This window comes from Streptomyces sp. NPDC055506, from assembly GCF_053643595.1.
In genome coordinates, this window is record NZ_JBSHKH010000005.1 from 17,099 (window position 1) to 43,034 (window position 25,936).

A 25,936-nucleotide genomic window follows, 5' to 3' on the forward strand; every position below is an offset into this window, starting at 1 on the left:
TGAGCGCGTCAAGCTTCCGTTAAGACTCTGCGTCGGGCGCCGCCGGTCGGGGTGCCGGGGATGTGAAACGCGAGCTGAGGACGGGTGGGACGGCTGTCGAGCCGCCCGTCCGTGCGCCGGTGCGGTGCCCGCGGCCGGCCCGTATCCGAACACCCTGTGTGATCGAGGGTCGACTAGGTTCCGTAAGGTTCGTTGAGCAGCTCGAATGTTTCGCCCTCATCGTCCGCCTTCGCCTCGGGGATCGATTCACCGTGTACGAGGGGTTGTCACCCTTTGGCTGCTGTCTCTAGGGTGCGGCAACGACGCATCTTTCTGTAGTTCATCCGAAACTTTCGAGGAGCATGATGGGCGACCCGGCACTGTCCCGCCGCGGCTTCCTGGCGGCCTCCGCCGTGGCCGGTCTGGGGATGACGGCACTGACCGCATGCGGCGGGGACTCGGACGGAGGGTCCTCGGGGACGACCACGATCGAATGGTGGAACATCTCCACCACCGAGCCGGCGAAGGGGGTCTGGGCCGCCCTGGCCCGCAAGTTCGAGGCACAGAACCCCAAGGTCAAGGTAAAGATCGTCCAGCTGGAGAACGACGCCTACAAGTCGAAGATGACGGCTCTGACCTCCTCCGGGAAGCTGCCCGACATCTTCCACACCTGGGGCGGCGGCGTGCTGAAACAGCAGGTCGACGCCGGACTCGTCGAGAACCTCACGGACAGCACCAAGCCGTGGGGCGACGCCCTGCTCCCGGTCGCCAGGGAGCCGTACCTGCTCGACGACCAGGTCTACGGCATCCCGTTCGACATCGGCATGATCGGCTTCTGGTACAACAAGGCCCTCTTCGAGAAGGCCGGCATCAGCGCGCCCCCGACCACGTGGGCCGGCTTCCTCGACGCCGTACGGAAGCTGAAGTCCGCCAAGGTCACGCCTCTCGCCCTGGCAGGCAAGGAGAAGTGGCCCGGCATGTACTACTGGGCCTACCTCGCGATGCGCACCGCCGGTGCCGACGCGCTGCAGAAGGCCTACGAGGCCAAGGACTTCACCGGCGCCCCCTTCGTCGAGGCGGGAGAGCACCTCGACGAACTCGTCGGCCTCCAGCCGTTCCAGAAGGGCTACCTCGGCGCCGCCTACTCCACGCCCACCGGCCAGGCCGCGACCGTCGGCAACGGCAAGGCCGCCATGGAGCTCATGGGGCAGTGGGCCCCCGTGGTGCAGGCCGACGCGGGCAAGGGCCTTGGCAAGGACCTCGGCTTCTTCCCGTTCCCCGCGGTCGAGGGCGGCAAGGGCGCCCTCACCGAGGTGTTCGGCGGTGGCGGCGGACACGCCCTGCGCCGGGGCGCCCCGCAGGCGGCCGTCGACTTCCTGAAGTTCTTCGCGTCCGAGGCCACCGACCTGGAGCTGGTCAAGAAGACCGGTGTCCTCCCTGTGGTCCCGGCGGCCGAGAGCGCCATCGCCGACCCCAACATCAAGGCCGTACAGGAGCAGTTGAAGAAGGCCACCGGCTTCCAGCTCTATCTCGACCAGGCTTACGCGCCCGCCGTCGGCCAGGAGGTCAACGACAGCGTCGCCGCGCTCATCGCCGGCTCCAAGTCCCCCGGGCAGGTCGCTCAGTCGATCACCAGGACCGCGAAGGAAGAGCAGTAGCCGGCGATGACCTCCACGTTCCTGCCGGACAAACGGACCGGCCCCGATGCCGGGCGGCTTCCGCCCCCGACCGCGGACCGGGCCCGGAGCCGGGCCCGCAGACGCGCGCTGAACTGGCTGACCGCGACCGGCTTCCAGCTGCCCGCCCTGGTGCTGTTCATGGGGCTCGTGCTGCTGCCGATGCTGTTCGCGCTGTACGCCGCGTTCTTCCGCTGGGGCGGCTTCGGCATGCCCTCCGACTACATCGGCGGCGAGAACTTCACCCGGCTCTTCCAGGACGAGATCTTCCTGGGCGACCTGTGGCGCTGTCTGGTCCTCGTGGTGCTGTCGCTCGTCCTGCAACTGCCCTTCGCGCTCGCCATCGCCGTCCTGCTCAACCAGCGGATGCGCGGCCGGGCGGTCTACCGGATGCTGTTCTTCGCTCCCTACGTCCTGTCCGAGGCGATCACCGGGATCCTGTTCGGCATGATCTTCGCCCCGGACGACGGCTTCGCCGACCAACTCCTCGGCAAGGTCGGGCTGGAGGGGCTGGGCGGGGAGTGGTTCGCCGATCCGTCCACGGTCATGGCGACCCTGTTCCTGGTCATGACCTGGAAGTACTTCGGCTTCCACATGATGCTGTACCTCGCCGGACTCCAGGCCGTCCCGAAGGAGCTGACCGAGGCGGCGCTCATCGACGGGGCCGGTCCCTGGCAGCGCTTCCGCAGCGTGACGCTGCCGCTGCTCGCGCCCACCCTGCGCATCAGCGTCTTCCTGTCGGTCATCGGGGCCATCCAGCTCTTCGACCTGGTGTGGGTGACCACCGCGGGCGGTCCCGACCACCACTCCGAGACCATGGCCGTGACCATGTTCCAGTACGGCTTCAAGCGCTACCAGGTCGGCTACGCCAGCGCGATCAGCGTGGTCATGTTCGGCATCAGCCTCGTCTTCGCCCTCGCCTACCAGCGGTTCGTGCTCCGGCGCGATCTGGAAGGGGCCACCACGACCATGCGGGGTGATGGAAAGTGACGACCAGCCGAAAGTCCCGCAGGGGCGGGAGTGTGCCTCTGCACCTCGTTCTGGTCGTCGTCGGCGCGGTCATGGCCGTCCCCCTGCTCTACGCCGTTCTCTCCGGCTTCAAGTCCACCGATGAGCTGTCCCGCAACCCGGTCGGCCTGCCCGAGTCGTGGGTGACCTCCAACTACACCCAGATCCTCGGCTCGGGTGACTTCTGGCGGCTGATCGGCAACAGCACGCTGATCGCGGTGGGCACGACCGTCCTGGTCGTCGCGGTCTCCGCGCTGTCGGCCTTCTCCTTCGCGCGCTTCGCCTTCCGTGGCCGGGAGGTGCTGTTCACGCTGTTCACGATGGGGCTGATGTTCCCGTTCGCGGTCGCGGCCCTGCCGCTGTTCCTGCTGCTGCGCTCGCTGGGCCTGCTGGACAATCCGCTCGGGGTGATCCTCCCGCAGGCGGCCTTCGGACTGCCGATGACCATCATCATCCTTCGCGGCTTCTTCCGGCAGATCCCCGGTGAGCTGGAGGAGGCGGCCACGCTCGACGGGTGCAGTTCGTTCGGCTTCTTCTGGCGGGTGCTGCTGCCCATGGCGCGGCCCGCGCTCGGCACGGTCTCGGTGCTGGCCGTCGTCACCAGCTGGAACAACTTCTTCCTGCCGCTGCTGGTGTTCACCGACGCTCAGTGGTGGACGCTGCCGATCGGAGTGCAGCAGTTCCAGGGGCAGTACTCCGCGGAGTACGCCAAGGTCTTCGCCTATCTGGTGCTGGCCATGGTCCCCGCACTCGCCTTCTACTCGGTCGCCGAGCGGCAGCTCGTCGGCGGCCTCACCGCCGGCGCCACCAAGGGGTGACGCGCTGGCGGACGTACGGCTACCCACATATCCGCAACGTGAGGAGTCGCACCATGCGCATGAACCGTCTCAGACTTGTCGGCGTCGTCGCCGCCGCCCTGGTCGCGGTCACCGTCCCGGCCGCCCAGGCTCAGGACGAGCAGCCCACCCTCGCCGACCTCGCCCAGCGGCACGGGCGCTACTTCGGCAGCGCGACCGACAACCCCGAGCTCGTCGACGCGCCGTACAAGGCATTGCTCGGCAGCGAGTTCGACCAGATCACGCCCGGCAACGGCATGAAGTGGTACGCGACCGAGCCGCAGCAGGGCGTGTTCGACTTCTCCGAGGGCGACGAGATCGTGAACCTCGCCCGCGCCAACCGGCAGAAGGTGCGGGGCCACACCCTGGTCTGGCACAGCCAGCTGCCCGGGTGGCTCACGGGGCGGGAGTGGACGGCGCCGGAGCTGAGGGCCGTGCTGAAGAAGCACGTCCAGGCCGAGGTACGGCACTACCGGGGCAAGGTGTTCGCCTGGGACGTCGTCAACGAGGCGTTCAACGAGGACGGTACGTACCGCGAGTCGGTCTTCTACAAGACGCTCGGGCCCGGGTACATCGCCGACGCGCTGCGCTGGGCGCACCAGGCCGACCCGCGAGTGAAGCTGTACCTCAACGACTACAACATCGAGGGGATCGGCCCGAAGAGCGACGCCTACTACAAGCTGGCCAAGGAGCTGAAGGCCAAGGGCGTCCCGCTGCACGGCATCGGCCTCCAGGCCCACCTCGCCCTCCAGTACGGCTATCCCACCACCCTGGAGGACAACCTCCGCCGCTTCTCCCGGCTCGGCCTCGACACGGCGCTCACCGAGGTCGACGTACGGATGCTGCTGCCCGCGACCGAGGAGAAGCTGGCACAGCAGGCCGAGTGGTACCGGGACCTGACCGAGGCGTGTCTGGCGGTACGCCGGTGCGTCGGCATCACCCTCTGGGACTACACCGACAAGTACTCCTGGATCCCGCCTTTCTTCCCGGGCGAGGGCGCGGCCCTGCCGTGGGACGAACAGCTCAGGCCGAAGCCGGCGTACTTCGCGCTGCGTGAGGCGCTTGGGGGGAGGTAGCAGGGGGGCCGTCAGGCTCGCTCTGGCGGTGGCAGCGTGCTGGATCGCACCACCAGGTCCGTTCCCAGTTCCACCCGTGGGGAGTCCGGTTGTTCGTCGTGGGTCAGGCGGAGGACCGTGCGGGCGGCCAGTTTGCCCATGTCGGCCAGGGGCTGGCGGATCGTGGTCAGTGGGGGAGCCGACCAGCGGACTTCCGGAAGGTCGTCGAAACCGACCACGCTCATGTCCTGCGGCACCCGCAGCCCGCGCCGCCGCAGTGCCTCGATCGCGCCGAGTGCCATCTGGTCGCTGGCCGCGAACACGGCGGTCGGCGGCTCGGGCAGGTCGAGCAGGGTGTTGCAGGCGGTGAAGCCGGACTCGGGGCGGAAGTCGCCGGGGACGACGAGGGACGCGTCCAGCGCGACACCGGCGCCTTCGAGGGCCGCCCGGTAGCCGTCCAGCCGGGCCCGGGAGCACAGCAGGCGCGGCGGGCCCGCGATCAGGCCGATCCGGCGGTGGCCGAGGGACAGCAGATGCTCGGTGGCGGCCATGCCGCCGGACCAGTTCGCGGCGCCGATCGTGGGCGCGTCCAGGGCGGGGGAGCCTGCCGGGTCGACGACGACCAGCGGGACGCCGAGGATCCGCAGCTCCTCGTGGAGCACCGGCTCCAGCGCCGACGTGACGAGGATGACGCCGTCGGAGGCACGGGCCCGGAGGTTGCGCATCCACTCGCGGGCGTCGCCCGACCGCCCGTGGATGGCCGACACCACCGTGCCGACCCCGGCCGCGTGCGCGACCTCCTCCACCCCGCGGATGATCTCCACGGCCCACGGACTGTCGAGATCGTTGAAGACCAGGTCGAGCAGGGCCGCACGGGTGCCCGGGGCCGCGGGGCGCTTGCGGTAGCCGTGCCGGCGGAGGAGTTCCTCGACCCGGGCCCGGGTCTGCGGCGACACGTCGGACCGGCCGTTGACGACCCGGGACACGGTCGGCACGGACACGCCGGCCTGCCGGGCGATCTCCGTGATCGTGACCCTGCCCTCGGCGTCGGCCTCACGTGCTGCCACTTGCCCCACCTCCGTCGACGGGTGACCGCGAAACTTCCAGGAGTCTTCCGGAAAACGGGCATCCGTGGGAAGGCGTACGAGCCAGGGACGGGAAGTCGCGGCGGGTGACGGGGAGTGACGACCCCCGGACATGCGTCGGGGCCGGTTCGCAGGGTCTCCTGCGGCCGGCCCCTCATATCTGTGAACGGGCGTCACCCCGCCCGGCGGCCCTCAGGCAGCCGTCATCACCTGGCTGCCGGCCAGCGGACGGTGCGGGGCGATGATCCGGCCGTCCGGCAGAAGCTCACCGGTGTCCTCGAAGAGCACCACACCGTTGCACAGCAGGCTCCACCCCTGCTCCGGGTGGTGCGCCACGAGACGGGCGGACTCCCGGTCGGCGGATTCGGCTGTCGGGCATGTTGTCTGGTGCTGGCACATGGGTGGGATCTTTCGCTCTGTCGTGATGGGTGAGGTGACTGAGTTGTCTGAGTCGGTCGTCGTGTCTGTTCCGCGGCTAGAAGTGTCGTTCATGGCCGCCCCCCGTGATAAGTGGTCGGAACCCAGTGTTGCCCCACGGGCGTCATTCCGCAGGGATTTCGCGGCACCGCTTCTCACAGATTCATGACGCGTCACCCGCGCGGACGGTTCATCCCAACTGGGCTGTCACTTCGGGTGGTTCGCAGTGGCCGGATAGGGCTAGTCACGTCGGGTCCAGGGTCATTTCCGGCTCGTACGAGCTATTGAGTGCTCGTACGAGCGATAAAAGTCCCGCACCCCGTCGCCGGGAATTCGGTGACGGGGCGCGGAACGCTTCACGTGGGGTGTTTCAGGCGGGTGAGCCGAGCAGTCGCGTGGGAGTGGCCCGGTGGGTCAGCACCGGGAGGAGTTCGGCGACGCGGTGCGGGCGATGTGCCGCGATGCCGGGAGGCGCGGGCGCCAGTGGGACGAGCAGGTCGGTGGCGGCGGGGTGGCCGGCGGCGCCGTCCGCGGTGCAGTCCTCGTGCAGCCAGAGCGTCAGCATGTAGAGGCTCGGTACCGACAGCAGGCGGGGCTGGTACGGCTGCGGCATCGTCTCGGCCTGGCGCAGGGCGCGCTCGGTGGAGGTGATGTACGGGCCTTCGAAGAAGTGGGAGAAGGCCCAGCCGTCGGGGGTCAGCATGGTCTCCGCCGCGGCCACGGCCCGCTCGCCGCAGCGGATCAGGAAGCGCCACCCGGCCAGCCGGGTGGCCGACACCCCCTCGGCCGTGACCCGGTCGAGGACGTGGACGGGCAGTGGGAGCTCGGCTGCGACGGGTCCCTGGGCGCGGAGCAGGGAGGGGGTTCGGGCCTCCCGGACCGCGGTCGGCGAGGAGAGCGCAGTCAGGACGGAACGGAGTGCGGGCGCGGGAGCCGGGGGGACATGCAGCGGCATGGTGGGTCGCCTCTCATTCAAAGGCACGGTGGCACGAGGGCGGGGGCGGACGGCGCTGTCTGCTCACGAGGGGTCGGCAGAGGCAGGGCCGGGTCTCATGAGCGAGAGGGGGGTGGGGTCCGCCGATCATCGACTCGACGGCAGGACCCATCGACCGTGGGCGCCAACCTTCTGCCTTGTTCGCGGAGTTTATACGACACGGGGTCAGACTGTGTTTCGCCTAGCCGTTTCCGGTGAGTAGAACAAGGGTACATTCGGTCGGCGATACGCGAGAATTATCCCGATTCCAGGCGGGGGTGCGCGGTGATGACCTCGGCGAATGTCCGTGAACCGGTCGGCCCATTCTTGTCGGCGTTTTTCACGAGTTCGCGGACACCGAGCGGACACCGAAACCAGGCCTGTGCGACATGCCGATTGAATGTGCCACTGGTCACACGCGACCAGCGTAGCGGTCGGCGGACCCGTCCGGGACGTTATCGATCGCTTTCGCTGGGCATCCTCCACCTGACCGTGACCCCGGCGGCCGGATCGCAGGCCCGCATCATCCGAGGAGGGACGCTTCGATGGGGGAGAAGGTCGTGGCAGGGCGGTTCGACCTGTCGGATCGCCAGCGCTACCGCGACAAGCTCCGTCGGTGTCTGACGGGCTTGGAGCGGCTCCTGGCGGAGAAGAGGTTCGATCGCCCCAAGAACCTCATGGGGCTGGAGATCGAATTGAATCTCGCGGGCGCCGACGGCATGCCGAGAATGTTGAATGCGCAAGTCCTGGAACGTATCGCGAGCCGGGACTTCCAAACAGAACTCGCCATGTTCAACCTGGAAGTGAACATTCCTCCACACCGTCTGGGGGGCCGGGTATTCGACCGGCTCGGGGAGGAACTCCGTACGTCCCTGGCATATGCCGACCGAAAAGCAGGGGAAGTCGACGCCGGAATCGTGATGATCGGCATTCTGCCGACCCTCGACCGGGATGACCTTGTGTCGTCGAACCTCTCCGACGTCGACCGCTACACCCTCCTCAACGACCAGATCGTGGCCGCCCGGGGCGAGGAGTTCACCCTCGACATCGCCGGCGTGGAGCATCTGACCTGCACCTCGAAGTCCATCGCGCCGGAAGCCGCCTGCACCTCCGTGCAGCTGCACCTCCAGGTCACCCCGGGCCGGTTCGCCGATGTGTGGAACGCGGCCCAGGCGGTCGCCGCGGCACAGATCGCCGTAGGCGCCAACTCGCCCTTTCTGTTCGGCCGCGAGCTGTGGCGCGAGTCGCGGCCCCCGCTGTTCCAGCAGTCCACCGACACCCGTCCGCCCGAACTCCAGGCCCAGGGCGTCCGGCCCCGCACCTGGTTCGGCGAGCGCTGGGTGACCTCGGCGTACGACCTCTTCGAGGAGAACCTCCGCTACTACCCGGCCCTGCTGCCGATCTGCGACGACGAGGACCCGCTCGAGGTGCTCGACCAGGGCGGCACGCCCTCGCTCGCCGAACTCGTCCTGCACAACGGCACGATCTACCGCTGGAATCGCCCGGTCTACGGCATCGCCGAGGGCGTCCCGCACCTGCGCGTGGAGAACCGCGTCCTGCCCGCCGGGCCCACCGTCACCGACGTCGTCGCCAACGCGGCGTTCTACTACGGCGTCGTCCGCGCCCTCGCCGAGGAGCCCCGGCCGGTGTGGACCCGGCTGCCGTTCGAGGCGGCCGCCGCCAACTTCGACGCCGCCTGCAAGGACGGCATCGACGCCCGCTTCACCTGGCCCCGGCGCGGCCGGTACGGCGGCACCGCGCAGGTCGACGCGGTGAGCCTCGTGCGGGACGAACTGCTGCCGCTCGCCGAGGTGGGGCTGGACGCGTGGGGTGTCGAGCCGGCCGACCGCGACCTGTACCTGGGCGTGATCGAGGAGCGGTGCCGGCGCCGGGTGAACGGGGCGAGCTGGCAGGCCGCGACCTTCCACAAGGCGCTGGACGCGGGTCACACGCGGGAGGCCGCGCTGGCCGCCACCACGCGGCGCTACCGCGAGCTGATGCACCAGGGAGATCCGGTCCACACCTGGCCGGTGGGCCTGCCGGAGCCGGTGCCGCTGGGCTGACGCGCCGCCGGGGTGACATCCTGCTGCCTTCATACTGATCCGGCAGATCGATTTCGACAGATCGTTACGACAGATCGTTTACGACAGATCGTTTACGGCAGATCGTTTACGGCAGATCGTTTACGACAGGTCGATTTCGGCAGGCCGGTGAAGTGGAGGCAGGTGTGCAGGCGGAGGCGAGCCCGGTGGCCGACGATTCCATTCCCCAGCAGGGGCTCTCGCGGCGGATGCTCCGCAACGAGACCCTGCTCGTGCTGGCGCTCTCGCTGGGGGCGAGCGGAGTCTCCGCCCTGATCAGCTTCATCGGCTCCGTCACCAAGCCCGGCGGGCTCAAGGACCAGGCCGCCACGATGAACGCCTCGGCCGCGCCCGGCCGTCCCTGGCTCGACCTGGCGTGGCAGCTCTTCGGGATCACCACGGCGCTCGTGCCCGTCGCGCTTGTCGCGCACTTCCTGCTGCGCGAGGGCGCCAGCCTGCGCACCATCGGCTTCGACCGCACCCGTCCCTGGCCCGACCTCGGCCGCGGCGCGGCGATCGCGGCGGTCATCGGCAGCACCGGCATCGCCTTCTACCTGGCGGCCCGTGGCCTCGGCTTCAACCTCACCGTGGTGCCGGAGGCGCTGCCCGGCGTGTGGTGGAAGTACCCGGTGCTGATCCTCTCCGCCATCCAGAACGCGGTGCTGGAGGAAGTGATCGTCGTCGGCTATCTGCTGCGCCGCCTGGGGCAGCTGGGCTGGACCCCGATGGCCGCGCTGGTCGGCAGCTCGGTGCTGCGCGGCTCGTACCACCTCTACCAGGGCATCGGCGGCTTCGTCGGGAACCTGGCCATGGGCGTCGTCTTCGTCTACCTGTACCGCCGCTGGGGCCGTGTCGGTCCTCTCGTGGTGGCGCACTCGCTGCTCGACATCGGGGCGTTCGTCGGATACGCGCTGCTGGCGGGCAAGGTGGGGTGGCTCCCGACGGCGTGACGGACAGCTCCGCCGTATCAGGCCAGCAGCTCGCCCTCGATCACCGTCACCGCCCGGCCCGTCAGCAGGGTGCGCTCGCCGCGCAGTTCCGTGCGGACGCGGCCCGAGCGGCGTGAGGCCTGGAGGCCCGTGAGGCCGGGGCGGCCCAGGCGCTCGGACCAGAACGGGGCGAGCGCGGTGTGGGCGCTGCCGGTCACCGGGTCCTCGTCGATGCCGACGTTCGGGAAGAAGCAGCGCGAGACGAAGTCGTAGCCCCGGGCCGGGTCCTCCGCGCGGGCCGTGGCGATGACGCCGCGTGCGGAGTGGGCGGCGAGGGCCTTGAGGTCGGGGGCGAGGCCGTGCACCGTCTTCTCGTCGGAGAGCTCGACGAGCAGATCGCCGACGTTCGGACCGGTGTCGAGGATCGTCAGCGGCTCGGCACCCAGTGCCTCGGCGAGGCCGTGGGGCGGGTCGACCCGGGTGAGCGGAGCCGTCGGGAAGTCCAGCGTGACGGAGCCGTCGACCGCGGGCGTGGCGATGAGAACGCCGCTGCGGGTCGCGAACCGCACCGGCCCCTCGTGGGCGCCGGTGGTGTGCAGGACATGGGCGGTGGCGAGGGTCGCGTGGCCGCACATCGCGACCTCGGCGGCTGGCGTGAACCAGCGCAGCGCCCAGTCGGCCTCGCCGCCCTCGGGGAGGGGATGGGCGAAGGCCGTCTCGGCGTGGTTGACCTCCAGGGCGATGCTCTGCAGCCGACTGTCGTCCGGGAAGGCGTCCGCGTCGTTCAGGAGCATGACCCCGGCCGGGTTGCCGGTGAAGGGACGGTCGGTGAAGGCGTCGACGATTCGAATCCGCATGCCCCGACGCTAGAGGCCCCTCCAGGCCGTGGACCAAGGCCAATTCACGAGTCCTGGCCTCACCTTGACCTTGACACGGTGACAAGGTCTTCACTGTGGCCGAGGAGGTGGTTCCGATGACCATGCAAAAAGAGGACACGACCACGACGCGGGCTCTCCAGGAGCTGGAGAACGGTGATTCGTCGGTCCGGCTGCGAGCGGCGCTGGCGATCGGCACGGCCCCCGACCCGCGGTTCATCGACAAGCTCGTCGAACGCTGCGCGATCGAGCCCGAGTTCCACGTGCGCGACATGCTCACGTGGGCGCTCACCCGCCACCCGTCGTCCCTCACGGTCCCCAGGCTGATCGATGAACTCCGCGCGGAGCGTCCGCAAGCACGAAGCCAGGCGTTGCACACGCTGTCCAAGATCGGGGATCGGCGAGCGTGGCCGGCGATCACCAGGGCGCTGCTGACCGACCCCGACGTCGAGGTGGCGCGGAGCGCCTGGCGAGCGGCGGTCGTCCTGGTGCCCGAAGGCGAAGAAGCCGGGCTGGCCGGAGTGCTGGCGGCACAGCTCGGACGCGGCGAGCCCGAGACGCGGCTGAGCCTCAGCCGGGCGTTGATCGCGCTCGGAGAGGCGATCACGCCGGCCCTGCGCGCCGCGACGACGGATCCCGACCCTCGCGTGCGTGAGCACGCGATCGCCACGGAACGGCTGTGGCGCGACCCGGATGCCGGATTCGGGTTCGCGGTCGAGGAGGCGAAGCGTGTCGTGGCGCTCGGCTCGACCCGCCGGGAGGGATGACAGACCGTGTTGATCGGTGAGGTGGCACGACGGTCCGGAGTGAGTGCCCGCATGCTCAGGCACTACGAGTCGCTCGGCCTGGTGCGGCCGACGGGCCGAACCGACGCCGGCTATCGCGCCTACTCCGACGAGGACATCCGGCGGATCTTCCATATCGAGAGCCTGCGCTCCCTGGGGCTGTCGCTGCGTGAGGTCGGGCGTGCGCTGGACGATCCCGGCTTCCGGCCCTCGGAGCTCGTCGACGACCTCGTCCGCCGGACGCGAGAGCGCATCGCGAGTGAGACGGAGCTGCTCACGCGGCTCCGGCGGATCGGTGCCGCGGAACCCGCCGGCTGGGAGGACGTCCTCCAGATCGTCGGTCTCCTCCACGCGTTGGGATCGACGAGCGCCGGGACGCGCCAACGCGCGGCCCTGTCCTCGGCCGAAGAGGTTCCGTGGCCAGTGGAAGCCCTGGTCGAGGCGGCGTTGAGCGAGACGGACCCGAACGTCGCGGGAGCCCTTCGATGGGCTCTGGCGCAATCGGGCGACGGCGGATCGGCCCTGCTCGCCGAGGGCCTCGGCTCACCGGTGGCCGAGGTCCGGAAGCGGGCCGTCCAGTCCCTCGTCGAAATGCCGGACGCTGCGGCGACCGCACTGCTGACGGACGCGCTCGCGCATCCCGACACGGTGGTCCGCGGCTACGCGGCTCTGGAGCTCGGCGCGCGTGGAGTGGCCGCCGCGGTGCCGACGCTCATCGACATGGTCGTCGAGGAGACGAACGACGTCGGTGCCGCCGATGCGCTGAGCGCGCTGGCGAGTGATCCCGCCTCGGCGGAGCGAATCGCCACCGGGCTCGTCGACCGCCTCGCCCATGGCACCGCCGGACCGTCCGAGCGTCGGCGGCTGGCCCAGGCGCTCGCGGACATCCCGGGCTCCACGGCGTCCCGTGCCCTCGCGGATCTGGCCCGTGACGAGGACCGCGTCGTCGCACTGACGGCCACGTACATTCTCGGGATTCGCGACGCCCGCTGAATCCGCTGGGCCGGCAGGGCCTTGCCATACGAACGCTACCGATATATCGTTGAGGCATCGCGACAGATCAACGATGGAATGGAGAGTGGTTGCGATGCGTACCCACGGTTACGAGCACGGACATGGCCACGGCGGACCGCGTCACGGCCGGGGCGGCTTCGAGGGACTGCGTGCGGCCTTCGGGCCGTTCGGGCCCGGCGGTCCTGGTGGTTCCGGCTGGGGAGGGCCCGGTGGTCCGGGCTTCGGCCCCGGCCCCTGGGGCGGACGAGGGCGCGGCGGGCCGAGGGGAAGGGCGCGGCGTGGTGACGTACGGGCCTCGATCCTCGCCCTGCTGAGGGACCGGCCCATGCACGGCTACGAGATGATCCAGGAGATCGCCGAGCGCAGCGGCGGGGCGTGGAAGCCCAGCCCGGGTTCGGTGTACCCCACCCTTCAGCTGCTGGAGGACGAGGGTCTGATCATCAGCGAGTCCGAGGGCGGCAAGAAGCTGTTCTCGCTCACCGAGGCGGGCCGTACGGCAGCCGAGGAGGGGCCCGAGGCTCCCTGGGAGGAAGCCTCCCGCGGTGTCGACTGGGAGGCCCTCGGCGAGATCCGGCAGGCCGGCTTCGGGCTGATGGAGGCCTTCGGCCAGGTCTGGAAGACCGGCAACAAGGAGCAGAAGGAGAAGGCGCTCGGCGTCATCAACGAAGCCCGCAAGAAGCTCTATCTGATCCTCGCCGACGAGGACTGAGGTACGGCTTTTCGCGGCACAGGCGCCCCCTGGAGTGATCCGGGGGGCGCTTCCTCGTGCCGGGGTGTCAGGTCACCAGCCCGTCCAGCTTGCGGAGCGACTCGTTCAGGGCCGCCGTCGCCGAGTCCCTGAGCTTGCCCGCCATCAACGACACGGCAGCACCCGTGAACTCGCCGTCGATGCGGACCTTCGTCGCGTCGCCGTCGGGCGTGAGGGTGTAGCGCGTCGCGACGGTCACACCCATCGGGCCCTGGCCGCGGATGGCGAGGACCGTGGCCGGTTCGAGTTCCTCGACGGTCCACTCCACCTCGGCCGGGAAGTTCATCAGCCGCATGTTCTCCTGGAAGGTCGCGCCCACCTCCAGGCTCTTGGGGCCGCCCGACGGGAAGCTGGTGTGGGTCGCGTTCCACTCGCCGTACGTGGACCAGTCCGTGAGCCTGGCCCACACCTTCTCGGCCGGGGCTCCGATGCGTGCCTCCGCGCTGACTTCGGCCATGCGACCACCTCTTCGTGTCGGGTGTCGCGGAACGTAGCCGCGGGGGCCGCAATGTTCAATACTGACGAACAGTCAGGCATGGTGGGTCCGCGGGCAGAACAGCCTGATGTCCTCCGTAAGGAGGAGATTCCGGCCACTGGAGTCCACTTCCCGTGGGACGCGAGAATGCTCCCTCTCGTGGATGACCCGGGCTCGCAGGGCTGATGGGGTAGGGGATGTGCAACCCCGTACCCCCCGGCAGTCGGCCCCTGAGCACGGCATCCACCGCGCAGAGAACGATGCCAGGCTCAGTGACGAGCTGGCGTCGGTGTTCGGTGGTGCCCGTCGCCGGGCGGTCCGGGACGGGGACCGGCAGATCGACACCGCCCATCTGCTGCACTCGCTGCTGGAGTCCGACCCCGAGGCGCGTGCGGTCTTCGGTGAGGGACCGCGGATCGCGCGGCTGCTGGGCTATCTCGTCCAGCGCAGCATCGGCTACGGCCTGCGCTGGCAGAGCGGGGTCGAGGACTCGGGCGCCGTCCCCGTGGTGACGGAGAGCGCGGGCTTCTCGCCGCTGGCCGCGGCGTCGATGGAGTACGCCTGCGAACGCGCCGCACGCCGTGGCGGACCGGCCCGCGGCATCGATCTGCTCGCGGCGATCGTCGTCGACCCGCAGGCGCGCGCGGTCGAGGTGCTCGCCCGCGCCGGGATCGACCCGCACGAGGTGCTCGCCCGGCTCGACGACTGGCCCGGCAGCCCCGGCGACTGGCCCGGCAGCCCCGGCGATTGGCCCGGCAGGCCCGGCGAGTGGGCCGGAGGCGGCGGGACCACGTACTGACCGGTCCTGCCCGGAGCGTTCGTCGCCGTCCAGGCTGTGAGACAGGTGCCTTAAGGGATGACGCTCCTGTCAGGGCCTGTCATCATGTGCCGGTGCGTACCTCTGAGAGCAGTCCGAGCAGGCGCGGCAGGGGCATGGGGCTCGGCCTCGCGCTGCTGTCCGCGGTCGCCTTCGGCGGATCCGGAGTCGCGGCCAAGCCACTGATCGAGGCGGGCCTGGACCCGCTGCACGTGGTGTGGCTGCGCGTGACCGGGGCCGCCCTGGTGATGCTGCCCCTCGCCGTGCGCCACCGCGGGTTGCTGCGCCGCCGCCCCGGACTCCTCGCGGGATTCGGGCTGCTGGCCGTCGCCGGTGTCCAGGCCTGCTATTTCGCGGCGCTCTCCCGTATCCCCGTCGGGGTGGCGCTGCTCATCGAGTACCTGGCGCCCGCGCTGGTGCTCGGCTGGGTGCGGTTCGTGCAGCGGCGGCCGGTGACACGTGCCGCCGCGGTCGGTGTCGTTCTCGCGGTCGGAGGTCTCGCGTGCGTCGTCGAGGTGTGGTCGGGCCTCGACTTCGACGTCCTGGGGCTGCTGCTCGCGCTCGGCGCGGCCTGCTGCCAGGTCGGCTACTTCGTCCTCTCCGACCAGGGCAGTGACGCCGGCGAGGAGGCCCCCGACCCGCTCGGCGTCATCGCCTACGGACTGCTCGTCGGCGCGGCCGTGCTGACCGTCGTCGCCAGGCCCTGGACCATGGACTGGTCCGTGCTCACGGGCACCGCGCACATGGACGGCACACCTGTCGCCGCCGTCGCCCTGCTGGCCTGGATCGTCCTGGTCGCCACGGTCGTCGCCTACGTCACCGGCGTGGTCTCCGTGCGCCGGCTCTCCCCGCAGGTCGCCGGCGTCGTGGCCTGCCTCGAAGCGGTCATCGCGACCGTGCTGGCCTGGGTCCTGCTCGGCGAGCACCTGTCGGCGCCGCAGATCGCCGGTGGCGTCATCGTGCTGCTGGGTGCGTTCATCGCGCAGTCCTCGACGCCCGCGAAGGGCTCCGAACGGCCGGTGGCCGGCGGCGGCCCGGAAAGGGAGTTGTCCAGGCCGGGAACGGCCGCATAGGGTGCCGATCATGCCGTCCGACGCACTCGTTCTTCCGCCTCCGGCCGCCTGAGGCGGGCCCTCCGGAATCCGTGCCCGGCCTGTAGCCGCCGGGACGGACGGTGCTGCCCGCAGACGAAGTCCGCGGACCCCCGCTGATCGGGGGTCCTTCCCGAACTTCCGCGCACCCGCCGCCGCTCGTTCCGCGCGGCGCGCCGTGCGCGTCTGCGGAGAGAACACGTGTCGAACACCGCCTCCGGCCTGCCCATCGGGCGAGGCCTCCTCTATCTGATCGTCGCCGGTGTCGCCTGGGGCACCGCGGGCGCGGCCGCCTCCCTGGTCTACCGGGCCAGTGACATGGGGCCCGTCGCCCTCTCCTTCTGGCGCTGCGCTGCCGGTCTGGTGCTGCTGCTCGCCGTCCGCCTCGTACGGCCGCGCCCCGGGACCGCCGTACGCGAGCCGCTCGGCCGCAGGGCGCTGCGGTCCGGGGTCACCGGGCTCGGGCTCGCGGTCTTCCAGACGGCCTACTTCGCGGCCGTCTCCGCCACCGGCCTCGCCGTCGCCACCGTCGTCACCCTGGGCGCCGGGCCCGTGCTCATCGCGCTCGGCGCCCGGCTGACCCTGGCCGAACGCCTGGGCCGGGGCGGAACCGTCGCCGTCGCGGGTGCCTTCGCGGGGCTCGCGGTCCTCGTCCTCGGCGGCGGGGGCACCGCCGTACGCCCGTGGGGTGTGCTGCTCGCGCTGCTGTCGGCGGCCGGGTACAGCGCGATGACGCTGCTCACCCGCCGGTGGGGACGCGACGGCGAGGCCGACGCGTCCCGCACGACCGTCGGGGCCTTCGCTGTCACGAGCCTGTGCCTGCTGCCGTTCGCCTGGGCGGAAGGGCTGCTGCCGCACACGGAGGAGCCCGGGCGGCTTCTGGTGCTGCTGGTGTATGTCGCCGCCGTGCCTACGGCCCTCGCCTACGGCCTGTACTTCGCCGGAGCGGCCGTCGTGCGGTCGGCCACCGTCTCGGTGATCATGTTGCTCGAGCCGGTGAGTGCGGCGGGGCTGGCCGTAGTGCTGCTCGGGGAGCGGCTCACGGTGGCGACAGTGGCAGGAACCTTGCTGTTGTTGGGCTCCGTGGCGGGGCTTGCGGTGGGGGAGGCGCGGGTGCCCAAGGAGCGGCCAGTACTTGTCTGACGGGGGCTGCGGGTTGTGTCTGGTTGATCGCGGTTGATCGCGCAGTTCCCCGCGCCCCCTGAAGGTCAGTTGCCCTTCAGGTAATCAGGAAGGTCTGTGCCCAGCGCCAAGCCCGGGTCGGGGATCGGGGTGCCGTAGGTCTTCGCGACCGGGACCACGCCGGCCCAGTGCGGGAGGTCGAGGTCCTCCGGTTCGTCGTTCACTCCGCCCGTGCGGAGCTTGGCGGAGACCTCGGCCAGGTCCAGGCGGAGCACGGCGGTGGCGGCCAGTTCCTTCTTGTTGGCCGGGCGGGAGTCGGCGGAGCGGCCCGGCACGACGTGGTCGACCAGCGCGTCCAGGGCCTGCCGCTTCTCCTCGGCGTCCGTCACGTCGTGGGCGACGCCGTGCACCACCACGGAGCGGTAGTTGATGGAGTGGTGGAAGGCCGAGCGGGCCAGGACCAGTCCGTCGACGTGCGTGACGGTCAGGCAGACCGGGAGGCCCGGGTCTGCCTGACCGGCCGCCCGCAGCGGGCGCGAGCCCGTCGAGCCGTGCACGTACAGACGCTCGCCGACCCGGGCGAACAACGTGGGCAGCACGACCGGCGAGCCCTCCCGGACGAACCCGAGGTGGCAGACGTAGGCCTCGTCGAGTATCGAGTGCACCAGCTCCCTGTCGTACGAAGCCCGGTCCGGGGAGCGCGTGGGGACGGTGCGGTCGGTCGGGGTGTAGGCGGTGGCGGGCTGCGACGGCGTCCGGGCGATCCCCTGCATGGGCGCTCTCCATTGCACTAGTGCATAATCAGCTTTGTGCTAGGAGAGTATCCGATCAGCGGGCGCCGCGCAGCGGACATTTCCGCGAGCGTCGAGCGGGCGGTGGGGGCCGGTGAGCTGCGGCCGGGTCAACTGCTGCCGCCCATGAGGGAGTTGGCTGAGCGATTGGGGGTGAATCCCAATACGGTCGCGGCCGCGTACCGGACCCTGCGCGAGCGCGGGGTCATCGAGACCGCGGGCCGGCGCGGCAGCCGGGTACGGCCGGCGCCGGCGACGACCGGGCGGGACCAGATCAGGGTGGACGTCCCCGAAGGCGTGCGTGATGTGGCGGCCGGCAATCCGGACCCGGCGTTGCTCCCGCCGCTCGCGACCGCGTTCGCGGCGGCGGCCGCCGAGGCCGACCGAGCGCCCGTGCTCTACGGAGAGGTCCCCGTGGAGCCGGAGCTGGCCCGGATCGCGCGGGCCGGCCTCGACGCCGACGGGGTGCCGGACGGGCCGCTCGCGGTGGTCTCCGGCGCACTCGACGGCGTCGAACGCGTGCTGGCGGCCCACCTCAAGCCCGGCGACACCGTCGCCGTCGAGGACCCCGGCTGGGGTCGCACCCTCGACCTGGTGCCGGCGCTCGGACTCCGGACCGTCCCCGTCGGCGTCGACGACGACGGACCGTACGCCGAGGACGTGCGCCGGGCGCTGGAGGCCGGGGCCCGGGCCCTGATCGTCACGGACCGGGCGCAGAACCCGACCGGCGCCGCGGTGAGTGCCGCACGCGCGCGTGCCCTGCGGTCCGTGCTCGGGGAGTACCGGGAGACCCTGCTGATCGAGGACGACCACGGCCACGGCATCGTCGACCTCCCCCTCCACCCCCTGGCCGGCGTCACCCGGCACTGGGCCTTCGTGCGCTCGGCCGCCAAGGCCTACGGCCCCGACCTGCGCCTCGCCCTGCTCACCGGCGACACGGTCACCGTCGACCGGGTCCGTGGCCGGCAGCGCCTCGGGCCGGGCTGGGTGAGCCGGCTGACGCAGCGGGCCCTGGTGCGGCTGTGGGCCGACGGGGCAGTGGACGCGCGCGCGGTGGCGGCGTCGTACGGACGGCGCCGGGGCGCACTGATCGAAGCGCTCGGCCGGCGTGGGGTCGCGGCACACGGGCGCAGCGGAATGAATGTGTGGGTCCCCGTCCCGGACGAGACCGGAGCCGTCGCCCGGCTGCAGCACGCCGGCTGGGCGGTCGCCCCGGGCGCCCGCTTCCGGATGAGCGCACCGCCCGGCATCCGGGTCACCGTCTCGACGCTCGCCGAGGACGGGAACGGCGGCGAGGGCGGGGGCGAGATCGAGATGCTGGCCGACGCGATCGCCTCGGCGCTCGGCCCCGCCCCGGCGCGCGGTTACGTCTGAGGCCCCGGCCGCGTCCGGGGCTTCGGCCTGACCTGCGTGAGGGCCGCGCCCGTCAGGACGATCACCGCGCCGACCGGTGTCGACCAGGTGAGCGACTCGCCGAGGAGTGCCACGCCCGCGGCCGTGGCGATGACCGGGATGAAGTAGGTGACCATCTGGGCCGTCGTCGGGCCGACCTCGGCGACCAGGCCGTACTGGAGGAGCACGGCGAGGCCCGTGCCCAGTGCGCCGAGGGCGGCGATCGCCAGCAGCGGCACGATGGGCAGAGCGCTGGGCAGGGTGGTGAACAGCGGGGTGACGACGGCCAGTTGGACCGTCGCGAGCAGCAGCTGCGCACCGGTCATCGACAGGTGCGAGTGGCTCGTGCCGGCCAGGGTGCGGCGGATGTAGATCCAGCCGATCGGGTAGCTGAGGGAGGCCAGCAGGGCCAGTGCCGTGCCGGTGGCGTCCAGGCCGTGGAAGCCCTGCCAGGCGCCCAGCACCGTGAGCACCCCCAGGAAGCCGAGCCCGAGGCCCGCGACCCGCACCCGGGTCGGGCGGTCCTCCGAGAGGGCGACCAGGGACAGCGCCATGCCCCACAGGGGCGAGGTCGCGTTGCAGATGCCCGCCAGAGTGGACGGGATGGTCAGCTCGGCGTACGCGAACAGCGAGAACGGCAGGGCGTTGAGCAGGAACGCGGCGACCGTCAGATGCCCCCAGGTGCGTGCCCCGCGCGGCAGCCGCTCGCGGCGCACCGCCATCGCGGCGGCTAGCACCGCCGTACCGAACACCAGCCGGCCGAGGGTGACCTGGAACGGCGCGTAGCCCTGGGTGCCGACCTTGATGAGCAGGAAGCTGAAGCCCCAGATCAAGGACAGCGCGGCGAAGCGGAGACGCCAGTCGAGACGGCGCCGCGGCCGGGCGGGCGAGGCCGTGGTGAGCCGGCCGGGTGTGGTGGTGACGGTGGTCATGGCAGCCACGATGCTGGAGCGGAACCTCGTAGCACAATCGAGATTTCGCACGCGATATTGCGTAGCATCGCTTATATGTTGAACCTGGAGCGCCTGCGCACCCTCGACGCCCTCGCGCGGCACGGCTCGGTCAGCGGCGCGGCCGCGGGCCTGCACATCACGACCTCGGCCGTCTCCCAGCAGATGTCCAAGCTGGAGCGGGAGGTCGGCCGGCAACTCCTCGCCAAGAACGGCCGGGGCGTGCGGCTCACCGACGCGGGCCGGCTGCTCGCCGAGCACGCCGCGCGCATCCTGTCCCAGGTGGAACTCGCCCGGTCCGACCTGGAGGCGCAGCGCGGGGAGGTCGTCGGCGAGCTCAGGCTGTCGGCGTTCCCGACGGCCGCCCGCGGCCTGTTCCCCCAGGCCCTGTCCGCGCTGCGCGAGCGGCATCCCGCGCTCCGGCTGCGCTCCTGTGAGCTGGAACCGGAGCGCGGCATCGCCGGAGTCGTCCGCGGGGACCTCGACCTCGCCGTGGTGCTCGACTGGTACAACAAGCCGATGGCGCTGCCCGCCGGCCTGGTCAAGGCGCCGATCCTGGACGACCCCGCCGATGTCGCCATGCCGGTGGACCACCGGCTCGCGGGGCGGGACGAGGTGGACCTCGCCGAGTTCGCCGAAGACGAGTGGATCACCTGGGGCGAGGGCGAGTTCTGCCACGAGTGGCTGATGTTCACACTCCGCTCGAAGGGCATCGAGCCGATCGTCGGCCATCGCGCCGCCGAGACCCATACCCAGCTCGGGCTGGTCGCCGCGGGCCTCGGGGTGTGCATCGCCCCGCTGCTCGGCCGCCACCCGGTGCCCGACGGGGTCGTGACCGTCCCGGTCAGGCAGCGGGTCCGGCGGCATGTGTACGTCGTCTGGCGTGCGGACGCCGACCGCCGCCCGTCGATCAGGGCCGCGGTCAAGGCCCTGCGGGCAGCGGGGGAGAGCGTCGCCTGAGCGCTCCGCGCGGGTTACCGCGCTCCTCAGGCAGGCCCGAGCTTGCGGAAGTCCCAGGAGACGATCTTCTGCGGTGTCAGGCGTATCCAGGCGTGCCGGCCGTCGTGCGGCATCTCCTCAAGGCGGAAGTTCTTCCGGGCGAACAGCGTCTCCGGGACGTCGAGTTCGGCGCGCAGCTCCCCGGTGCGCGGGATCTCGCCCACGAACTCGACGGCGCCCGACAGCTCGGCGCCGCGCAGTTCGTCGTACTCCTCGCCGGTGTCCACCACGATCGCCACCCGGGGGTCGCGGCTCAGGTCGGTCCACCGCTTGCTGCGTACGACCGAGTACAGCCACATCGAGGTGCCGTCCCAGGCGAACCACAGCGTGCTCACGTGCGGAGCGCCGTCGGCCGAGATCGTGGCGACCCGGCAGGTGCGCTGCGTGGTGAGGAAATCGTCCAGCTCGCCGGGCGTCATCATGATCTTCCGGCCCCTGCGCTGCTGCGTGACGGTCATGCTCCCCCTCTTTCTTCTTCTCACGTCGTGTCAGAGGAGATCCTCTGACATCACGTCAGAAAAGAATGAGTGCTCTTCCGTCCGTTAGCAACGGTGGCTACGCTCGCCCGACCCGCCGCCGGCGCCCAGGGGGAACCGTGCCCTCGTACGAACAGCTCAGCGAACTCCTCGATCCGCGGACCACCGTGCTGCTCACCGTCGAATGCCAGGAGGGCGTCGTCGGAACGGACAGCGCACTGCCCGAACTCGCCGCCGAGGCCCGCTCCGGTGGTGTGCTCGCCAATGTCGCCCGCCTGGTGGCCGCCGCCCACGAAGGCGGCGTCCAGGTCGTCCACGCCGTCGCCGAGCGCCGCCCCGACGGCCGCGGCGCCAACCGCAACGCCCGCCTCTTCCGGGCCGCCGCACGCCTGCCCGTCCAGCAGCTGTCCGGCACACCGGCGGTGCGGGTCGCCGCCCCGATCGAGGTCGCCGACGAGGACCTCGTCGTACGACGCCTGCACGGGCTGTCGCCCCTCCAGGGCACCGATGTCGACCCGCTGCTGCGCAACCTCGGCTGCCGCACCCTGATCGTCACCGGCGTATCGGCCAACGTGGCCGTGCCCAACGCCGTGTTCGACGCCGTGAACCGCGGCTACACCGCCGTGGTCCCGACGGACGCCATCGCGGGAGTGCCGTCCGACTACACCCCCGCGATGATCCGCCACACCCTCGCGTTGGTCGCCACGGTCGCGACCACGGACGAGGTGCTGGCGTGTCTGGAGCGTGCGCGTGGGGTCAGGCGAGCGTGATGGAGTCGCCGTTCACGGTCACCTGCTTCGCCTCCAGCGGCTTGACGGCGGGTCCCTTCTTCACACTGCCGTCGAGGACGGAGAACTGACTGCCGTGGCAGGTGCAGGAGATGATGTCGTCCTTGAGATCCACCATCGGACAGTTCTGGTGGGTACAGATCGTCGAGAAGGCCTTGTAGTCGCCCGCGGCCGGCTGGGAGACCACGACCTTCTCGTCCTTGAAGATCTTGCCGCTTCCCTCGGGGATGTCGGCGGTCTTCGCGAGTGCCGCGCCACCGGCTCCCGCCTCGGGGGACGAGCCGCCGCCTTCGTTCGTCGCGCCGCCCCCGCCGGCGCCCTGTCCGGTGGACGAGCCGTCCGCCTTGTCGTCGGATCCGCACGCCGTCAGCGCGACGGTGAGCCCCGCAGCGCCGGCCGCCGCCACGACGGCACGGCGGCTCGGTCCGGACATCGGCTGAACTGATTCGCTGGTCATGCTGACGTTCCTTCCGGGGATTCGTGATCTGCGGAGAGGTACGGCCCTTGAGGACCGGCTGTTCAGACAATGCCGAGATCCTGACTCGTTCGCGGAAGGACGTGGGTAAAGCGGAGCTGTCGGTTCGCTGTCGGGTTCCGGCCGGCCGCCGCGAGGCCGTCGTCCGTACCGCCGTCCGCGTCAGTAACCTGGGGCGATGCTCAAGGAAGTGATCGCGACCCGTTTCATCGCGCCGCTGCGCGAGGGCGGTTCGCTGCCGGGACTCGTCGAGGCCGACGACCACGGGATGTACGTCCTGAAGTTCAGCGGCGCGGGACAGGGCCGCAAGACGCTCGTCGCCGAGGTGGTCTGCGGGGAGCTCGCCCGCCGGCTGGGGCTGCGGGTGCCGCGCCTGGTCACGGTCGAGCTCGATCCGGAGCTGGGGCTGGGCGAGCCCGACCAGGAGGTGCAGAACCTGCTCAGGTCCAGCGGCGGCACCAACCTCGGCATGGACTTCCTCTCCGGCGCACTCGGCTTCGACCCGCTCGCGTTCCGGGTGAGCCCCGAGGAGGCCGGGCGGATCGTCTGGTTCGACGCGCTGGTCAACAACGTCGACCGGTCCTGGCGCAACCCCAACCTGCTGATGTGGCGGGGCGAGGTATGGCTCGTCGACCACGGCGCGACCATGATCTGGCACCACAACTGGCCCGGCGCGCAGGCCTCGGCGGCCCGCCCCTACGACGCCTCCGACCACGCCCTGGCGCCCTTCACGCCCGATGTCGCCGCCGCCGCGGCCGAGTTGGCCCCCCTGGTCACCGAGGACCTGCTCGCCGAGGTCACCGCGCGGATCCCGGACACCTGGCTGGCCGGCGAGCCCGGCTTCGACACGCCGGACGACCTGAGGCAGGCCTACGCGCGGCCGCTGCTCGCGCGGGCCGCCGTCATCCACGACCGCATCCAGGGGGCGCAGTGAGCGACCGGCACATCATCAGGGGCGGGACGCGGGACCGCCAGATCTACGAGTACGCCGTGCTGCGCGTCGTCCCGCGCGTCGAGCGCGGCGAGTGCATCAACGCGGGAGTCCTCGTCTACTGCCGTGCCGAGTCCTACGTCGGCGCGCGCACCCACCTCGACGAGGCACGGCTGCTGGCACTCGACCCCCGGGCGGACGTGGCAGGCGTCCGGGCCGCGCTGCGCGCCGTGGAGGGCATCTGCGCCGGCGGCCCCGCGGCCGGCCAGGCCGCGACCGACGACCCGGGCCGCCGTTTCCGCTGGCTCATCGCCCCCCGCTCGACGATCGTCCGGCCCGGCCCCGTGCACACGGGGCTCACCACGGATCCGGCGGCGGAGACGGAGCGTTTGCTGGACTTGCTGGTCAGGTAATGGATCACATGCCCCCGCCTGGCCGTTGACACCGCGTGCCAGGGCTTCTAGCGTCACACCCACTGAAGGTACTAAGCGGTCGCTCACCTGAGGAGAAGCAGCCATGTCCACCACTGAGCAGCGGGTCGCGGTAGTCACCGGTGCCGCGCGCGGTATCGGTGCCGCCACCGCCGTACGACTGGCCGCAGAGGGCCGCGCGGTCGCCGTGATCGACCTCGACGAGGCCGCCTGCAAGGACACCGTCGAGAAGATCACCGCGGCGGGCGGCAAGGCCATCGCGGTCGGCGCCGACGTCTCCGACGAGGCCCAGGTCGAGGCCGCGATCGCCCGCGTCGCCGCGGAGCTCGGCGCGCCGACGATCCTGGTCAACAACGCGGGCGTGCTGCGCGACAACCTGCTGTTCAAGATGAGCGTCTCCGACTGGGACACCGTCATGAACGTGCACCTGCGCGGCGCCTTCCTGATGTCCAAGGCCTGTCAGAAGCACATGGTGGACGCGGGCTTCGGCAGGATCGTCAACCTGTCCTCGTCCTCCGCGCTCGGCAACCGCGGCCAGGTGAACTACTCCGCGGCCAAGGCGGGTCTGCAGGGCTTCACCAAGACCCTCGCCAAGGAACTCGGCAAGTTCGGCGTGACCGCCAACGCCGTCGCCCCCGGCTTCATCGCCACCGAGATGACCAAGGCCACCGCCGACCGTGTCGGCATGGGCTTCGAGGACTTCAAGGCCGCCGCCGCCACCCAGATCCCGGTCGCCCGGGTCGGCGAGCCGGACGACATCGCCAACGCCATCGCCTTCTTCACGGGCGAGGCGGCCGGATTCGTCTCCGGCCAGGTGCTGTACGTGGCCGGCGGACCGCTCGACTAGAGGACGACTGACATGACTTCCGTGGAACTCTCCGGCAAGGTCGCCCTCGTCACGGGCGGCAGCCGCGGCATCGGCTACGGCGTCGCCGAGGCGCTCGTCGCGCGCGGCGACCGCGTGTGCCTCACCGGCCGCAACGAGGACTCCCTCAAGGAGGCCGTCGAGCAGCTCGGCGCCGACCGCGCGATCTACGTCGCGGGCAAGGCGCACGACGAGGCCCACCAGGCCGCCACCGTCGCGCGCACGATGGAGGCCTTCGGCCGCGTCGACTTCCTGGTCAACAACGCCGGCACCAACCCGGTGTTCGGGCCGATCGCCGACCTCGACCTGGACGTCGCGCGCAAGGTCTTCGAGACCAATGTGGTCTCCGCGCTCGGCTTCGCCCAGAAGACCTGGCACGCCTGGCAGAAGGACAACGGCGGCGCCATCGTCAACATCGCCTCGGTCGCCGGCCTCTCGCCCTCGCCGTTCATCGGTGCCTACGGCATCAGCAAGGCGGCGATGATCAACCTGACGGTGCAGCTCGCGCACGAGTACGCGCCCAAGGTGCGGGTCAACGCGATCGCCCCGGCCGTGGTGAAGACCAAGTTCGCGAAGGCCCTGTACGAGGGCCGGGAGGAGGAGGCCGCCGCTGCCTACCCGCTCGGCCGGCTCGGCGTGCCCTCCGACATCGGCGGCGCGGCCGCGTTCCTCACCTCCGGCCAGTCCGACTGGGTCACCGGCCAGACGCTCGTCGTGGACGGCGGCATCTTCCTCAACGCCGGCACGGGCTGACGTACGCGGTTCGGCACGGGCGCCCGTGGACGCGAGTGGCGCCCGTGCCGACGTAAAACCCTCGCAAAGGGCGATGACAACGTCGTCAAAGGTTTATCGATCAAGGAGTCATGCACCGG

General features: G+C 70.9%; 28 protein-coding genes. 19 read left to right on the plus strand and 9 right to left on the minus strand.

Annotation, left to right across the window (positions count from 1 at the left end; translation table 11 throughout):
- The first annotated feature begins 344 nt into the window (after positions 1-344).
- The 4 genes from ACWIF2_RS03265 to ACWIF2_RS03280 are packed head-to-tail and all read left to right on the plus strand — an operon-like array spanning position 345 to position 4,575.
- Complete coding sequence (locus ACWIF2_RS03265) at positions 345-1,637, plus strand: extracellular solute-binding protein (RefSeq protein ID WP_454358432.1); 1,293 nt, start codon at positions 345-347, stop codon at positions 1,635-1,637.
- Positions 1,638-1,643: 6 nt separating this feature from the next.
- Positions 1,644-2,645: a carbohydrate ABC transporter permease gene (locus tag ACWIF2_RS03270; protein WP_454358308.1), complete on the plus strand. Its 1,002-nt coding sequence runs from the start codon at positions 1,644-1,646 to the stop codon at positions 2,643-2,645.
- The gene (locus ACWIF2_RS03275; protein WP_454358309.1) at positions 2,642-3,481 is read left to right on the plus strand and encodes a carbohydrate ABC transporter permease; all 840 of its coding nucleotides are present in this window, start codon (positions 2,642-2,644) and stop codon (positions 3,479-3,481) included. Before ACWIF2_RS03270 ends, ACWIF2_RS03275 begins: the two co-directional genes overlap by 4 nt.
- A gap of 53 nt (positions 3,482-3,534) precedes the next feature.
- Positions 3,535-4,575 carry an endo-1,4-beta-xylanase gene (locus ACWIF2_RS03280; RefSeq protein ID WP_454358310.1) on the plus strand — a complete coding sequence of 347 codons (1,041 nt, stop codon included), beginning with the start codon at positions 3,535-3,537 and terminating at the stop codon, positions 4,573-4,575.
- 11 nt (positions 4,576-4,586) lie between these two features.
- Here ACWIF2_RS03280 and ACWIF2_RS03285 read toward each other — a convergent pair whose 3' ends face one another.
- From ACWIF2_RS03285 to ACWIF2_RS03295, 3 genes are all read right to left on the minus strand, one after another.
- Complete coding sequence (locus ACWIF2_RS03285; RefSeq protein ID WP_454358312.1) at positions 4,587-5,621, minus strand: LacI family DNA-binding transcriptional regulator; 1,035 nt, start codon at positions 5,619-5,621, stop codon at positions 4,587-4,589.
- A gap of 210 nt (positions 5,622-5,831) precedes the next feature.
- A complete protein-coding gene (locus tag ACWIF2_RS03290) occupies positions 5,832-6,038 on the minus strand; it encodes a DUF5999 family protein (protein ID WP_454358314.1) in 207 nt (68 codons plus the stop codon).
- Positions 6,039-6,426: 388 nt separating this feature from the next.
- A complete protein-coding gene (locus tag ACWIF2_RS03295) occupies positions 6,427-7,011 on the minus strand; it encodes a hypothetical protein (RefSeq protein ID WP_382500175.1) in 585 nt (194 codons plus the stop codon).
- 563 nt (positions 7,012-7,574) lie between these two features.
- Here ACWIF2_RS03295 and ACWIF2_RS03300 point away from each other — a divergent pair.
- Both ACWIF2_RS03300 and ACWIF2_RS03305 read left to right on the plus strand, forming a co-directional pair.
- Positions 7,575-9,092: a glutamate-cysteine ligase family protein gene (locus tag ACWIF2_RS03300; protein ID WP_454358315.1), complete on the plus strand. Its 1,518-nt coding sequence runs from the start codon at positions 7,575-7,577 to the stop codon at positions 9,090-9,092.
- A 164-nt stretch (positions 9,093-9,256) separates the two neighbouring features.
- Positions 9,257-10,060 carry a CPBP family intramembrane glutamic endopeptidase gene (locus ACWIF2_RS03305; RefSeq protein ID WP_454358316.1) on the plus strand — a complete coding sequence of 268 codons (804 nt, stop codon included), beginning with the start codon at positions 9,257-9,259 and terminating at the stop codon, positions 10,058-10,060.
- Between the two features lie 17 nt (positions 10,061-10,077).
- On the opposite strand, the gene ACWIF2_RS03310 is transcribed toward ACWIF2_RS03305, so the two are convergent.
- On the minus strand, positions 10,078-10,896 hold the full coding sequence (locus ACWIF2_RS03310) for a PhzF family phenazine biosynthesis protein (protein WP_454358317.1): 819 nt from the start codon (positions 10,894-10,896) through the stop codon (positions 10,078-10,080).
- A 116-nt stretch (positions 10,897-11,012) separates the two neighbouring features.
- Here ACWIF2_RS03310 and ACWIF2_RS03315 point away from each other — a divergent pair, with 116 nt between their 5' ends.
- From ACWIF2_RS03315 to ACWIF2_RS03325, 3 genes are all read left to right on the plus strand, one after another.
- Positions 11,013-11,681: a HEAT repeat domain-containing protein gene (locus tag ACWIF2_RS03315; RefSeq protein WP_454358433.1), complete on the plus strand. Its 669-nt coding sequence runs from the start codon at positions 11,013-11,015 to the stop codon at positions 11,679-11,681.
- A gap of 6 nt (positions 11,682-11,687) precedes the next feature.
- Positions 11,688-12,692, plus strand: a complete 1,005-nt coding sequence (locus ACWIF2_RS03320) for a MerR family transcriptional regulator (RefSeq protein WP_454358318.1) — start codon at positions 11,688-11,690, stop codon at positions 12,690-12,692.
- 94 nt (positions 12,693-12,786) lie between these two features.
- A complete protein-coding gene (locus ACWIF2_RS03325; protein WP_454358319.1) occupies positions 12,787-13,422 on the plus strand; it encodes a PadR family transcriptional regulator in 636 nt (211 codons plus the stop codon).
- A gap of 67 nt (positions 13,423-13,489) precedes the next feature.
- Here the strand turns inward: ACWIF2_RS03325 and ACWIF2_RS03330 are convergent, their stop codons facing one another.
- On the minus strand, positions 13,490-13,918 hold the full coding sequence (locus ACWIF2_RS03330) for a type II toxin-antitoxin system Rv0910 family toxin (protein ID WP_454358320.1): 429 nt from the start codon (positions 13,916-13,918) through the stop codon (positions 13,490-13,492).
- A gap of 217 nt (positions 13,919-14,135) precedes the next feature.
- Here ACWIF2_RS03330 and ACWIF2_RS03335 point away from each other — a divergent pair, with 217 nt between their 5' ends.
- The 3 genes from ACWIF2_RS03335 (at position 14,136) to ACWIF2_RS03345 (ending at position 16,987) form a co-directional block, all read left to right on the plus strand.
- Positions 14,136-14,735, plus strand: coding sequence for a Clp protease N-terminal domain-containing protein (locus ACWIF2_RS03335; protein ID WP_454358321.1), 600 nt, complete (start codon positions 14,136-14,138; stop codon positions 14,733-14,735).
- An 86-nt stretch (positions 14,736-14,821) separates the two neighbouring features.
- On the plus strand, positions 14,822-15,826 hold the full coding sequence (locus ACWIF2_RS03340; protein WP_454358322.1) for an EamA family transporter: 1,005 nt from the start codon (positions 14,822-14,824) through the stop codon (positions 15,824-15,826).
- Positions 15,827-16,045: 219 nt separating this feature from the next.
- Positions 16,046-16,987 (plus strand): DMT family transporter, encoded by a 942-nt coding sequence (locus ACWIF2_RS03345; protein WP_454358323.1) that lies wholly within the window; start codon positions 16,046-16,048, stop codon positions 16,985-16,987.
- Between the two features lie 65 nt (positions 16,988-17,052).
- Here the strand turns inward: ACWIF2_RS03345 and ACWIF2_RS03350 are convergent, their stop codons facing one another.
- Positions 17,053-17,739: a pyridoxamine 5'-phosphate oxidase family protein gene (locus ACWIF2_RS03350; RefSeq protein ID WP_454358325.1), complete on the minus strand. Its 687-nt coding sequence runs from the start codon at positions 17,737-17,739 to the stop codon at positions 17,053-17,055.
- Positions 17,740-17,775: 36 nt separating this feature from the next.
- Between ACWIF2_RS03350 and ACWIF2_RS03355 the strand changes: the two genes are divergently transcribed.
- Positions 17,776-19,131: an aminotransferase class I/II-fold pyridoxal phosphate-dependent enzyme gene (locus tag ACWIF2_RS03355; protein WP_454358326.1), complete on the plus strand. Its 1,356-nt coding sequence runs from the start codon at positions 17,776-17,778 to the stop codon at positions 19,129-19,131.
- On the opposite strand, the gene ACWIF2_RS03360 is transcribed toward ACWIF2_RS03355, so the two are convergent.
- Positions 19,122-20,081 carry a DMT family transporter gene (locus ACWIF2_RS03360; protein WP_454358327.1) on the minus strand — a complete coding sequence of 320 codons (960 nt, stop codon included), beginning with the start codon at positions 20,079-20,081 and terminating at the stop codon, positions 19,122-19,124. The two genes, ACWIF2_RS03355 and ACWIF2_RS03360, sit on opposite strands and share 10 nt — an antisense overlap.
- Before the next feature lie 75 nt (positions 20,082-20,156).
- On the opposite strand from ACWIF2_RS03360, the gene ACWIF2_RS03365 reads away from it, so the two are divergent.
- Positions 20,157-21,059, plus strand: a complete 903-nt coding sequence (locus ACWIF2_RS03365; RefSeq protein WP_454358328.1) for a LysR family transcriptional regulator — start codon at positions 20,157-20,159, stop codon at positions 21,057-21,059.
- 26 nt (positions 21,060-21,085) lie between these two features.
- Here the strand turns inward: ACWIF2_RS03365 and ACWIF2_RS03370 are convergent, their stop codons facing one another.
- Positions 21,086-21,556, minus strand: coding sequence for a pyridoxamine 5'-phosphate oxidase family protein (locus ACWIF2_RS03370; RefSeq protein ID WP_454358329.1), 471 nt, complete (start codon positions 21,554-21,556; stop codon positions 21,086-21,088).
- A 137-nt stretch (positions 21,557-21,693) separates the two neighbouring features.
- Between ACWIF2_RS03370 and ACWIF2_RS03375 the strand changes: the two genes are divergently transcribed.
- Positions 21,694-22,344: a cysteine hydrolase family protein gene (locus ACWIF2_RS03375; RefSeq protein ID WP_454358330.1), complete on the plus strand. Its 651-nt coding sequence runs from the start codon at positions 21,694-21,696 to the stop codon at positions 22,342-22,344.
- On the opposite strand, the gene ACWIF2_RS03380 is transcribed toward ACWIF2_RS03375, so the two are convergent.
- The gene (locus ACWIF2_RS03380) at positions 22,331-22,819 is read right to left on the minus strand and encodes a Rieske (2Fe-2S) protein (RefSeq protein ID WP_454358331.1); all 489 of its coding nucleotides are present in this window, start codon (positions 22,817-22,819) and stop codon (positions 22,331-22,333) included. The genes ACWIF2_RS03375 and ACWIF2_RS03380 overlap by 14 nt on opposite strands.
- 196 nt (positions 22,820-23,015) lie before the next feature.
- Here ACWIF2_RS03380 and ACWIF2_RS03385 point away from each other — a divergent pair, with 196 nt between their 5' ends.
- From ACWIF2_RS03385 to ACWIF2_RS03400, 4 genes are all read left to right on the plus strand, one after another.
- Complete coding sequence (locus ACWIF2_RS03385; protein ID WP_454358332.1) at positions 23,016-23,771, plus strand: HipA family kinase; 756 nt, start codon at positions 23,016-23,018, stop codon at positions 23,769-23,771.
- On the plus strand, positions 23,768-24,181 hold the full coding sequence (locus ACWIF2_RS03390) for a DUF3037 domain-containing protein (RefSeq protein ID WP_454358333.1): 414 nt from the start codon (positions 23,768-23,770) through the stop codon (positions 24,179-24,181). Before ACWIF2_RS03385 ends, ACWIF2_RS03390 begins: the two co-directional genes overlap by 4 nt.
- Before the next feature lie 103 nt (positions 24,182-24,284).
- A complete protein-coding gene (gene fabG, locus ACWIF2_RS03395) occupies positions 24,285-25,046 on the plus strand; it encodes a 3-oxoacyl-ACP reductase FabG (RefSeq protein WP_382500130.1) in 762 nt (253 codons plus the stop codon).
- Positions 25,047-25,058: 12 nt separating this feature from the next.
- Positions 25,059-25,817 carry an SDR family oxidoreductase gene (locus ACWIF2_RS03400; RefSeq protein ID WP_454358334.1) on the plus strand — a complete coding sequence of 253 codons (759 nt, stop codon included), beginning with the start codon at positions 25,059-25,061 and terminating at the stop codon, positions 25,815-25,817.
- Positions 25,818-25,936 lie beyond the last annotated feature (119 nt).

What these genes read in the sequence shown, in the direction of transcription:
- ACWIF2_RS03265 (WP_454358432.1), top strand. Translation starts at nt 345, where the DNA reads ATGGGCGACCCGGCACTGTCCCGCCGCGGCTTCCTGGCGGCCTCCGCC.
- ACWIF2_RS03270 (WP_454358308.1), top strand. Translation starts at nt 1,644, where the DNA reads ATGACCTCCACGTTCCTGCCGGACAAACGGACCGGCCCCGATGCCGGG.
- ACWIF2_RS03280 (WP_454358310.1), top strand. Translation starts at nt 3,535, where the DNA reads ATGCGCATGAACCGTCTCAGACTTGTCGGCGTCGTCGCCGCCGCCCTG.
- ACWIF2_RS03290 (WP_454358314.1), bottom strand. Translation starts at nt 6,038, where the DNA reads ATGTGCCAGCACCAGACAACATGCCCGACAGCCGAATCCGCCGACCGG.
- ACWIF2_RS03295 (WP_382500175.1), bottom strand. Translation starts at nt 7,011, where the DNA reads ATGCCGCTGCATGTCCCCCCGGCTCCCGCGCCCGCACTCCGTTCCGTC.
- ACWIF2_RS03300 (WP_454358315.1), top strand. Translation starts at nt 7,575, where the DNA reads ATGGGGGAGAAGGTCGTGGCAGGGCGGTTCGACCTGTCGGATCGCCAG.
- ACWIF2_RS03310 (WP_454358317.1), bottom strand. Translation starts at nt 10,896, where the DNA reads ATGCGGATTCGAATCGTCGACGCCTTCACCGACCGTCCCTTCACCGGC.
- ACWIF2_RS03315 (WP_454358433.1), top strand. Translation starts at nt 11,013, where the DNA reads ATGACCATGCAAAAAGAGGACACGACCACGACGCGGGCTCTCCAGGAG.
- ACWIF2_RS03325 (WP_454358319.1), top strand. Translation starts at nt 12,787, where the DNA reads ATGCGTACCCACGGTTACGAGCACGGACATGGCCACGGCGGACCGCGT.
- ACWIF2_RS03330 (WP_454358320.1), bottom strand. Translation starts at nt 13,918, where the DNA reads ATGGCCGAAGTCAGCGCGGAGGCACGCATCGGAGCCCCGGCCGAGAAG.
- ACWIF2_RS03350 (WP_454358325.1), bottom strand. Translation starts at nt 17,739, where the DNA reads ATGCAGGGGATCGCCCGGACGCCGTCGCAGCCCGCCACCGCCTACACC.
- ACWIF2_RS03360 (WP_454358327.1), bottom strand. Translation starts at nt 20,081, where the DNA reads ATGACCACCGTCACCACCACACCCGGCCGGCTCACCACGGCCTCGCCC.
- ACWIF2_RS03365 (WP_454358328.1), top strand. Translation starts at nt 20,157, where the DNA reads ATGTTGAACCTGGAGCGCCTGCGCACCCTCGACGCCCTCGCGCGGCAC.
- ACWIF2_RS03370 (WP_454358329.1), bottom strand. Translation starts at nt 21,556, where the DNA reads ATGACCGTCACGCAGCAGCGCAGGGGCCGGAAGATCATGATGACGCCC.
- ACWIF2_RS03380 (WP_454358331.1), bottom strand. Translation starts at nt 22,819, where the DNA reads ATGACCAGCGAATCAGTTCAGCCGATGTCCGGACCGAGCCGCCGTGCC.
- ACWIF2_RS03385 (WP_454358332.1), top strand. Translation starts at nt 23,016, where the DNA reads ATGCTCAAGGAAGTGATCGCGACCCGTTTCATCGCGCCGCTGCGCGAG.
- fabG (WP_382500130.1), top strand. Translation starts at nt 24,285, where the DNA reads ATGTCCACCACTGAGCAGCGGGTCGCGGTAGTCACCGGTGCCGCGCGC.
- ACWIF2_RS03400 (WP_454358334.1), top strand. Translation starts at nt 25,059, where the DNA reads ATGACTTCCGTGGAACTCTCCGGCAAGGTCGCCCTCGTCACGGGCGGC.